9 protein-coding genes are annotated in these 11,032 nt (G+C 45.0%); 2 read left to right on the top strand and 7 right to left on the bottom strand.

Annotated features, from left to right (window positions below; all coding sequences use genetic code 11):
- Nucleotides 1-10: 10 nt before the first annotated feature.
- On the bottom strand, nucleotides 11-862 hold the full coding sequence (locus GPK58_RS04940; RefSeq protein WP_015527310.1) for a class II fructose-bisphosphate aldolase: 852 nt from the start codon (nucleotides 860-862) through the stop codon (nucleotides 11-13).
- A gap of 341 nt (nucleotides 863-1,203) precedes the next feature.
- On the opposite strand from GPK58_RS04940, the gene GPK58_RS04935 reads away from it, so the two are divergent.
- Nucleotides 1,204-1,650 carry an RbsD/FucU family protein gene (locus GPK58_RS04935; RefSeq protein ID WP_015527311.1) on the top strand — a complete coding sequence of 149 codons (447 nt, stop codon included), beginning with the start codon at nucleotides 1,204-1,206 and terminating at the stop codon, nucleotides 1,648-1,650.
- 117 nt (nucleotides 1,651-1,767) lie between these two features.
- On the opposite strand, the gene GPK58_RS04930 is transcribed toward GPK58_RS04935, so the two are convergent.
- From GPK58_RS04930 to glf, 3 genes are all read right to left on the bottom strand, one after another.
- Complete coding sequence (locus tag GPK58_RS04930) at nucleotides 1,768-4,692, bottom strand: C1 family peptidase (RefSeq protein WP_158526434.1); 2,925 nt, start codon at nucleotides 4,690-4,692, stop codon at nucleotides 1,768-1,770.
- 39 nt (nucleotides 4,693-4,731) lie between these two features.
- Nucleotides 4,732-5,604 carry a hypothetical protein gene (locus GPK58_RS04925; protein WP_110102879.1) on the bottom strand — a complete coding sequence of 291 codons (873 nt, stop codon included), beginning with the start codon at nucleotides 5,602-5,604 and terminating at the stop codon, nucleotides 4,732-4,734.
- A gap of 122 nt (nucleotides 5,605-5,726) precedes the next feature.
- A complete protein-coding gene (glf, locus tag GPK58_RS04920) occupies nucleotides 5,727-6,842 on the bottom strand; it encodes a UDP-galactopyranose mutase (RefSeq protein ID WP_173741430.1) in 1,116 nt (371 codons plus the stop codon).
- 321 nt (nucleotides 6,843-7,163) lie between these two features.
- Here glf and GPK58_RS04915 point away from each other — a divergent pair, with 321 nt between their 5' ends.
- Nucleotides 7,164-8,030 (top strand): Rpn family recombination-promoting nuclease/putative transposase, encoded by an 867-nt coding sequence (locus GPK58_RS04915; protein ID WP_252195773.1) that lies wholly within the window; start codon nucleotides 7,164-7,166, stop codon nucleotides 8,028-8,030.
- Between the two features lie 91 nt (nucleotides 8,031-8,121).
- Here GPK58_RS04915 and GPK58_RS04910 read toward each other — a convergent pair whose 3' ends face one another.
- The 3 genes from GPK58_RS04910 to GPK58_RS04900 all read right to left on the bottom strand — a co-directional run.
- Entirely contained in the window at nucleotides 8,122-9,144 is a 1,023-nt protein-coding gene (locus tag GPK58_RS04910) for an acyltransferase family protein (protein ID WP_092068612.1), read from the bottom strand.
- 133 nt (nucleotides 9,145-9,277) lie between these two features.
- Nucleotides 9,278-10,180 (bottom strand): sugar phosphate nucleotidyltransferase, encoded by a 903-nt coding sequence (locus GPK58_RS04905; RefSeq protein ID WP_092068615.1) that lies wholly within the window; start codon nucleotides 10,178-10,180, stop codon nucleotides 9,278-9,280.
- Between the two features lie 24 nt (nucleotides 10,181-10,204).
- A partial coding sequence (locus tag GPK58_RS04900) for a UDP-galactopyranose/dTDP-fucopyranose mutase family protein (protein WP_215638308.1) occupies nucleotides 10,205-11,032 on the bottom strand: 828 nt, incomplete at its 5' end.

Raw genomic sequence — 11,032 nt, 5'->3', positions numbered from 1 at the left:
TTACAGAAGATCATTCTGCCTTTCCATCACAGCCGCAAACCTTCATACGCGCCTCAACCAGCTCCTTCACTGCCTGGATTGCTTTCTTTCCGTAGGCCTTCGGGTCGATGGTGTTCTCATTCTCTGCAAAGGTCTCCTTCACTGCCCTGGAATATGCGGCACGAAGCTCTGTTGCAAAGTTAACCTTGCAGATACCACGTTTTACACAGTCGCTGACATCCTCATCACTGAGTCCGGATGCCCCGTGAAGAACAAGGGGGATATCTACGACTTCGCGGATCTCGCTCAAGCGTTCCTTGTCAAGAACCGGTGTTCCCACATAGAAACCATGTGCGGTTCCGATGGCAACTGCCAGGGAAGTAACACCTGTACGCTCCACGAATTCCTTCGCCTCCTGCGGGTCGGTGTTAGTGTCTGCCTCAGCCTCAAGATCATCCTCTTTACCACCGACTTTACCGAGCTCAGCCTCACATGGGATATCCAAGGCTGCTGCCACATCCGCAACTCTCCTGGTCTCTCTGATATTATCCTCAAAATCCAGCTTGGAACCATCGATCATCACAGAGGTATAGCCTGCATGCATTGCCTGCATCGCAAGCTCAAAGCTGCTGCCGTGGTCAAGATGAAGGCATACCGGAACGGAAGCCTTAGCTGCCTCTGCTGCTACGATCGCAGCGTAAGTCTCAACCGTACCATATTTAACAGTAGAAGGTGTTGTCTGAATCATAACCGGTGCTTTCAGCTCCTCAGCTGCCTGGATGATTGCCTTCACCATCTCCATATTCTCTGCGTTGAATGCTCCTACTGCATATCCGCCCTTCTGTGCCTTTAACAGCATTTCCTTCGATGTAACCAGTGGCATAATCTTCTCCTCCTTGGAATCATTGTATTTGTTTTGTATTATTTCCTCATTTGGTTCAGAAACCGAAACGTTTCCGTTTGAGTTCATCATAGCGCTCCACAGGGTTTCTGTCAACCATAAAATTTTCATCATTTACAGGAAAATATTCCCTTGAAAAGAAGACCAAATACCGTTAGATTAATTAATAAGAGTTTTAAAGCCTGTGGCCGGGCAGGTCTGTCTGATACTACCGGCGTCATAACAGTTTCGGAAATCCATGTATCCTGTCCTGATCACCTGAGCCTGATGCTGTAATTTCCGAAATGCTGTAAGTACACAATGATCTTAGGAGGATATAAACTATGTTAAAAGGAATTCCAGAAATCTTATCACCAGAATTACTGAAGGTTTTATGTGAGATGGGACACAGTGACCGTCTTGTTATCGCTGACGGAAACTTCCCTGTAGAATCCATGGGAAAAAATGCCATCACCATCCGCTGTGACGGACATGGCGTTCCGGAGATCCTGGATGCCATCCTGAAGCTCTTCCCGCTGGATACTTATGTAGAGCATCCGGTAAACCTGATGGAAGTAATGCCTGGTGATAATGTGGAGACACCGATCTGGGATACATATAAAGAAATCGTTTCCAAGCATGACGAGCGTGGCGAAAAAGCCGTCGGAAACATCGAGCGTTTCGCATTCTATGACGAAGCAAAAACTGCATACTGCATCATCTCCACAAGTGAGAAAGCACTTTATGCCAACATCATGCTTCAGAAAGGCGTTGTGATCAACAACGACTGATCTTTCTTTTGAACTGCATGATATAATCATATATAATACACATATTCAACCAAAACATAAAACGCCCGGATCTGGAATGTTTCAAGCCAGATCCGGGCGTTTTATATTTTAACACTTTTATCTCTTTGCTGCTTTTGCGGCGTATCCTCCGCAGAGTACTTTTCCACCGGAGGTTTTTATCCCTGCACGCACCGCATAGTAATACGTTGTTCCCTTTTTTGCGGTCTTATCCTCAAAGGAGGAGCTGCTGCCTCCGGAAACTGTACTGATCTTTTTCCATGAACCCTTTCCGGTCTTACGGTAGATCTGATAGCAATCTGCTTTCTTCTGCGCTTTCCAGCAGATCTTCAGCCCCCTGGAGGTCTTCCTGACACTGGATATCTTCTGAAGTTCCGGATAGGACAGGATATAGCTGCTTGCCTGATATCCTCCGAAAACTTTTTTCCCGTCTACATTCTTATAGGGCCTCACAGCATAAGCGTAGGAGGTGATTCCCTCAATCTTCGTGTCCTGCCAGGACAATACTTTGTTGTTCACGGTTCCGATCCGAACCCAGCTTTTCCCCTGGAGCTTCCGGTAGATATGATAGCCACTGGCTCCGGAAACCTTCTTCCAGGATACCCTGTTACATGGTCCGCTGACAGCTTCAGCCACTGCACGGGCCTTCCCCAGCTCCGCTTTTGCTGAGAACGGCGAAGATACGGCTCCATAAACAGTCTTCTTTCCGGAACGTACATAAGAAGCCCGGATCCGATACGTATAAGTGCTTCCTGTTTTCACTGCAGTATCCTGCCAGGTCACTACATCTGCTGTCACGGTTGCCATTTTTTTTGAATTTCCGCTTTCATCCCAGCGATAGATAGCATAACGATTGCAGCCGGGAACTGCTTTCCAGGAGATCCGTATCCTGTTAAATGCCTTGGAAACCAGTTTTACACCTGTGGTCTGACGAAGCTTCACCGTAACCTTACAGGTAGCTCGGATTCCCCTGGCATTTTTTCCGTAGCAGGTTATGGTTGCTGTTCCCGGATTTTTTGCAGTAACAACGCCGCTGCCATTTACAGCAGCCACACTGGTATCTGAGCTTTCCCAGACAATGCCGGAAGCATCCATCTCGGATCTGGTAGCCGAAGCATTCAGTGTTTTCTGATCTCCGGAATACAGACTTATCTCAGACGAAGAAAGCTGCATCCTGGCCGCACTGCTCAGAGTCCTGGTATGCACCTTGATCCTCGGAGTTACCGATGGATTAAATTCAACTGCATCCATCCAGGTATCCTCCGCATTATATCGCAGAAAGCTCTGACCGGATACGATAGACGGAGAAAAGCTGCACCAGCCATAACTGACCTCTGCCTCCACACAGTATTTTATATATGTGCTTCCTGCATTTGTCACCACAATAGAATACAGACTGTTCTGGCTGAGCAGAACCTCTGGGATCTGAAAGGTCATAACCCCAGCCATCGGCTGACTGCAGGAAACCGGTGTGGAATATGCCGGTGTTCCACTGGTAGGATCACTGGCATCCTTCAGATTTGTGTATACCTGCACAGTATAGGAATTATTGGCAGACATGGAGCTAAGAGTCACCTCGCCAAGCGATTCCGCTTTTCCGTTTCCTGCACTGGCACGAAAAACCGTGGACAGCTGTTCTCCCGCATACATGCGGATGGAGCCAAGCCCTGACGTTCCGTCATAAAAATAATTGTTGCTATATTTCGGTGTATTGACAGCCGTAGCCGCAACCAGCTCACTGACAGACTTATCCTCATAAGACATATAAAAATATCCGGATTTTCCCCAGCCTGTACCCCAGCTGTTCTTAACGATCCAGGCTCCGTCTCCCTTTACCTTGGAAGATGCCCGGAAATTCTTCGCAGAATAATTGTCATCCCACCCCACCACTGTAACTACATGATTCACGTTCTTGGTGCTGGTAGGATAGGAATAGGCCGCTGTACTTGCATTGTAATAGGCATTCTGTGCATTATACATCACAGTGACCGAATTATTTGCAACCAGAAGCTTCTTCATGGCATTTACGGAATAATCGGAAAAATAGGCATTTTTCAGATAAGCAGCTGCATTGTACGCCTTGGATGCCGCCGGAGTCACACCGGTTTTCTGTGTATGCGTGGAATCTGTTGCCAGCGGCACATCCCCTTCTGTTGTCATTCCGGACCAGGTGCTCAGAAACATGGAAGCCAGAAGATCATTTCCGCCCTCATGATAATCTGCGTTTCCTTTATCATCTGTCCCCATATGCTTATTGACATCCCCGTAGGTATTTCCAAGCGGGTCATTCTTTCTGTTTGCAAAAAAATACGCCAAATGCTCTTCCGACAGATCATAAGTCCCAATGCCCTGGGTCAGAAACGAAGTTTCCAGAAGAGAGGCCATTCCAAATGCCCAGCACATACCGTAGGGCTCCTGATTCTTTACGGAAGTGACATATCCCTGATCCGCTGCATTATAATAGGACGGATAGGCCGCAGCTCTTCCCATCGGTACCTCATCCACATCATTTCCGATCTCCACGGCGGTGGAATAAGAGGTCAGATTATCAAAGGGTGCCAGCTGTTCCTGCTCCTCTTCCTCCGTAAGCGGACGGCCCTTGATATATTCGATGCCGGACTCACCACTGTCTGAGGCATCCCCGAAGCTCTCCTCACCGTCACCAAAGGTATCCTCCTGGGAATCAGAGGACGATCCTTCTGATGTTTCGGGAGTCTCTGTATCCTCCTCGGAGCTCTGCAAGGCTATATCCTCGGTATCCCCGTCGGCTGCCTCTGCAATATCCTCTGTCTGTTCATCCGGGATACCGGTATTCCCTGCGGTATTCCCTTCTGCAGTCTCCGTCGTATCCTCTGCTTCCGCTGACTGCGTCTGTGTATCTTCTGACCATTCTTCATTGAATCCTTCCGCAGAATCACTGAAACCTTCCACATCGGCTGCCATGACCGGAATCTGGCTGCCCGCAACTGCCACACACAGAAGAAGCGGCAGTAATTTCTTCCTAACAAGCTGTAATCTCTTCACAAAATTCTCCATTTTTCTTATATTGATCTGGTTTATCTGTTAACGTTTCTTCAAATGATAACCCAGAATTCCGATTACTGCAAGTACTGTTGCGATCCCGATCCAGATAAACGGACTTTTATACCAGGAATTTTCTTCTTTAAAGGATGTCGCAGCTGTGCCATTGACCGGCTTGGTGACAGCTTCATCCGCAGATTTCCCACCTTCTGTTGTTCCATCCGCTGCAGGTGGTCCCTGGACCTCGCCTCTCTGAGCCTGAGAACTACCTGTGCTGGCCGTCCCTGCAGGTGGCCCCTGAACCTCACCTCTCTGAGCCTGAGATTCATCTGTGCTGGCCATCTCTGCAGACGCTCCCTGTCCTTCGCCATTCTGAGCCTGAGAGCTGCCTGTATTGTCCGTCTCTGCAGACGTTCCCTGTCCTTCGCCATTCTGAGCCTGAGAACTGCCTGTGCTGGCCGTCCCTGCAGACGTTCCCTGTCCTTCGCCGGCTGCGGAATCCTGCGTATCGGATGCGTCTCCCTGATTCACTGCAGAAGTCTCTTTCTCCGTGCCCCCTGCGATTCCGACCTTCGCCAGCTCCGCATCCTTTGAGGGCCGTAGCTCCTCCAGCGGCACATAACCGTATCTGCCATTATACTCTGTATATCCCCAGGTCTCACCATTCTTCTCTGTCTCCCCTTCGATATGCAGGACAGTACCATCCCTTACCGTCTTATCATTGAGCTTTTCACCTTTTCCGTCGGTGGACGGATAGATATCCACACCAACTCCACCGGAATCCACAGTCATATAATAATCTGTGGTATCTGCCGGAGCTTCCACCTTCACCACAACCGACTTGTCCGCATACACCGGAACACTCATACTCAGCACCAGCATTCCTGCCAGAAGCACACCTTTGCACCTTTTCATTACTCTTTCCTCCCTCAAAAAATCTCACTGCCATTCTATGCATAAAATCCCCTTATATTTCTCTTTTGCTTTGGCTCCGAAATATAAGAGGATCTTATCATTAGTTATATCCAGTATCTTTTTTATGCAAGCTCCCGCTCACACATATCCAGCGCAGAAGCGATCACCGCATCCATGTCATAATATTTATATTCGCCAAGACGGCCGCCGAAGATCACCTTCGGTTCCTTCTCTGCAAGCTCCCTATACTGTCCGTAAAGCGCTCCGTTCTTCTCATCATTGACCGGATAATACGGCTCATCTCCAGGCTTCCACTCGGAACTGTATTCCCGGCTGATCACCGTTTTCGGAAGATCATTACCCTCCTCATCCTTTCCGAACTCAAACCATTTATGCTCGATGATACGGGTCCATGGAGTCTCCACATCCGTATAATTCACTGCTGCATTTCCCTGGAAATTAGGTTTATCCAGTGTTTCATTCTCAAAACGCACGGAACGATACTCCAGAGTACCCAGCTTATAGTCAAAATACGCGTCGATGGCACCTGTGTAGATCACTTTCTCCGCCATTGCATCGTACTGCTCTTTTTTCTCCAGATAATCCTCATTCAGCCGTACCTCGATACCGTCCAGCAGATTGGCAACCATCTTCGAATAACCACCCACCGGGATTCCCTGGTACAACGCATTGAAATAGTTATTATCAAAGGTCAGACGCACCGGAAGCCTCTTGATGATAAAAGCAGGAAGCTCCGTACATGGACGTCCCCACTGCTTCTCCGTATAGCCCTTGATCAGCTTCTCATAAATATCCGTACCTACAAGGCTGATAGCCTGTTCCTCCAGATTCGAAGGTTCCGTGATCCCTGCAACCTGCCGCTGCTCCTCGATCTTTGCCGCAGCCTCCTCCGGAGTCACCACGCCCCACATCCGGTTAAAGGTATACATATTAAACGGAAGACTGTACAGCTCCCCGTGATAATTGGCAACCGGACTGTTGGTAAAACGATTGAAGGTGGCAAACCGGGTGATATAATCCCAGACCTTCTTATTATTGGTATGGAAAATATGTGCACCGTATTTATGCACATTGATCCCTTCCACCTTCTCTGTATATACATTTCCCGCAATATGCGGGCGCTTGTCGATCACAAGCACTGACTTCCCGGCACGCTTCGCCTCCTGTGCAAAAACCGCACCGTAAAGACCGGCACCTACGATAAGATAATCGTACATTGATTTCATTCTCCCTGTTCTTTCATTGATGCTGTTATTTTAACACCGGAAAAGGGTAGCTGGCAAGAAGCCACTGTAAAATCCCGGTAAATCTTATGTAAGAATGTTATCAAACAGATCTCCGCAAGCTGCAAAAATGATAAAATATCAGATATCCGCTTCTCAAACACCAAAATGTATGATACCCTGTAACTGGATCAGATAATAAACTACTCTGATCACATAAACAGATCGAATGTGGTGAAACCTATGGGTACAAAGGATACCATCACCAAAGATTACATGGCTGACAACCGCGTTTTTGCGGATGTGTTCAACCATATGCTGTACAAAGGAAAAAACATCATAGACCCTAACACTCTTCATCCACTGGATACCACAGCTCTCGCTGTCCCATACGGATCCGGCACTTCAGAAGTTCCTGTCCAGAAATTCCGGGACGAATTCAAATCTCTTAATGTTATGCACGATGATTCAAGGATTTATCTTCTCCTGGGGATTGAAAATCAATCGGAAACACACTACGCAATGCCGGTCAAAAACATGGTCTATGATGCATTAGAATACGCAGGGCAGGTAGAAAATTCCGCCAGATCACACAGAGAAGCAAAGCAATGGCCTTCTACATCCGGAGAATATCTCACCGGCTTCTACAAGGATGACCGGCTCATCCCGGTCATAACCACGGTCGTGTACTTCGGTTCCGACACCTGGAACGCTCCCAGGAGCCTCCACGAAATGCTCTCTGTCCAGGACCCCGAAATTCTTTCCATGGTCCCGGATTACCGGATCAATCTCTTCTCACCTGCCGAGATAAAGGATGAAGAACTTGACAAACTCCAGAGCAATCTCAAAGAAGTCATGCTCTTCATCAAATATTCCAAAGATAAACGGAAGCTCCAGGAGCTTACATCACAGAGTCCCGGCTTCCGATCACTCGAGCTCAAAGCAGCCCGGGTCATTGACTCCATAACAGGTATCAACTTACGTTTCACAGAAACAGAAGGGAGGGTTAATATGTGTCAGGCTGTTCAGGAAATGTGCGATGATGCACGTGCCGAAGGCCATCAGGAACAAGCTATGCTGACAGCACAGCGTATGCTTCAGGATCCAAGATTCTCTCCTGAAGACATCTCCAGATTTTCAGGCCTTTCTCTTGAGGACGTGCTGAAATTACAGAAGAAATAGTTCGTATTGGAAATGCTCAGATCCTTTGTGGGGGATCTGAGCATTTTGCTATTCTTCTGACCAAGGCAGAAGCCGATTATTATCTATTACCCTAAATCAGCTTTTTTTGTAATTTTACAATTGTGTATGTCAAAAACAAACTTATCAAAATACAAAAAACATAATTTTGAAAATAAAATGTCTTTATCCCTATAACATTCATAAGTGCTCTAATTGCAACATGAGTCAAATATAATTCATAAGACATTTTTCCAAACTGCTCCAATATCTTTACAATTCTTTTAGGCATCTTTCGCATACTTACAGCAATACAATACAGCAAAAAAATCCCCCAAAAACACATCAAAATCCTAAATCCTAGTTTTGACACAACTATTTTGGTTACCGGTAAAAAGCCGCACAGCATTATCATTACTCCAAATAAAATTCCCATTTTATCTATATTATTAATACAAGCATTCTGGTAAACTTTTTTTCCACACCAACACCCTATGAAAAAAACAAGAAATCTTCCCAATAGAATTTCTATATTTAAATTCAATACAGGAGCTACAATTCTCGGTAAAAATTGAATAACTAAAGCTATAATAAGAAGAATTAACAGTTGCCCCCAATCTGACCACTTTACATGCAATATCTTATAAACAAATGGATAAATTAAATATGCAAAAACAATAAATAACACATACCAAAAGGTTCTTGTCCCTTGTGTAAAAAATGTAACAAAGCCAAAATCAAATGCAAACATCTTGACACCTTTTTGCATGATAATAAGATCAATCACAATCCAATATGGAATAGCAACCATAAGATAAGCTGGCAAAATTCTCTTTATTCTCTTCTGAAAAAAATGCAAAATATTGGAATCTTTTGACATCGAAAAATATAATCCAACGCCGGACAGAAAAACAAAGAACTCAACTCCAACACTACCAATGAATGTGTTATACAACTTGCCTAAAAATCCCAATCCCCCTCCGGATAAATTTGAATTTGCTATATCTTCAAAAAAATGAAATATCATAATTGAAATTATCGCCACACCATAAATTGCATTACGATTTTTGCTAAATATATTCCAATTATCCTTCGAATTCATCACCGATATATTCATCACAATGTTCCTTTATTTCTTTATATATTGGGGCCATTTGCAAATGATTCTATATTCTTATATGCCTTCTATATAAAATAATAGTAACATTATCCCCATTTACTGACGGTCTCGCTTTTATACAAAAAAACTCTTATAAATCAGCAAAAAGCTCTTCTCTGTAAATTCCTTTTTCCAACATCTCTCTGAAACTATCCTTCACTGCAGCAACATCCTCTTTATAAGTCATACCATACCAAGTATCATTGGTACGAAGAACCTTTACGGATATCCTTCCTTCTGCCAGAAGTTCTCCAATAAATGTTGGAATCAAAAATTCCGCCTTTATAAGATTCTCCGGGACCACTTTTTCAAAAAAATATTGAAAACCACTTTCCAGCGTTTTCAGGAACTCCGGTGCCAATCCCCACATATTCATAGAAACAAGTGATTCTGTATCCAGCTTTACGCCGTCCGCCTCGGCACCTTCTGCATTCTTTACAATATTGGAAGTCTCCACAATCTCCGTCAGATTATTATACTCATCCATTTTGCAGATACCACGTGTCACACCACCATTATCAGACAACGTATTCTTCAACACAAAACCAGCCATGCAGGACTGGCCTCCTTTTACAAGATAATCATGAATCTCACGGAATCCTTCTTTTCCATAATAATCATCTGCATTGATCACAACAAAAGGCGTTGTCAAAACGTCCTTTGCAGCCAGAACCGCCTGTCCGGTACCCCAAGGCTTCGTACGACCTTCCGGAAGTTCTCCCGGAATATCGTTGATATCCTGGAAAACATACTCCACAGTAACAGAATGCGCCTTGCAGACCGCCTCGATCCGATTCCCGATCACATCCTTAAATTCATTTTCAATATCCTTTCGGATAATAAAAACCACCTTGTTAAAACCTGCTTCGATTGCGTCATGAATCGAATAATCCATGATGATATGGCCCTGTTCATCAACCGGCTCCAGCTGTTTGATACCACCGCCAAAACGGGAACCGATACCAGCAGCCATGATAAGTAATGTTGTTTGCATTTAATTTCCCCTCATTTCCTGATCTTAATGCAATTCTTTTTCACAGCGGTCTAATACAGCCGCAATAACCTGATCCATGTCATAATATTTATATTCACCAAGACGTCCGCCAAAAATCACATTTGTCTCAGCTTCTGCCAGCTTTTTATACTCTGCGTAAAGAGCTCCATTCTTTTCATCGTTAACAGGATAATACGGCTCATCCCCCGGCTTCCACTCAGAACTGAATTCTCGGCTGATCACTGTCTTAGGAAGATCGTTACCTTCCTCATCCTTACCAAATTCAAACCATTTATGCTCAATGATACGCGTCCATGGAGTTTCCCGATCCGTATAATTCACAGCTGCATTTCCCTGGAAATTCGGTTTATCCAGAGTTTCTGTTTCAAAACGCACGGAACGATATTCCAGTGTACCAAGCTTATAATCAAAATATGCATCGATCGGACCTGTGTAAACTACTTTTTCAGCCATCGCATCTAATTCATCTTTGTTTTCCAGATAATCTGTACTCAAACGAACCTCAATACCTTCCAGAAGATTTGCTACCATCTTCGTGTAACCTCCAACTGGGATACCCTGATACAAAGCATTAAAATAGTTATTATCAAATGTCAGACGAACCGGCAGACGTTTAATAATAAACGAAGGAAGATCCTTACAGTCACGTCCCCACTGTTTCTCGGTATAACCCTTGATCAACTTTTCATAAATGTCACGTCCGACCAGTGAAATTGCCTGCTCTTCCAGATTCTTTGGTTCTGTAATTCCAGCTTCTTTTCTCTGCTCCTCAATCTTCGCTGCAGCTTCCTCCGGTGTTACCACACCCCACATTTTATTAAATGTATACAT

The sequence above is a fragment of the Blautia sp. MCC270 genome (assembly GCF_018785605.1).
GTDB lineage: Bacteria > Bacillota > Clostridia > Lachnospirales > Lachnospiraceae > Blautia_A > Blautia_A fusiformis.
Note: the sequence above shows the minus strand (reverse complement) of the source record. Positions and strands in the feature narration are given on the sequence as shown.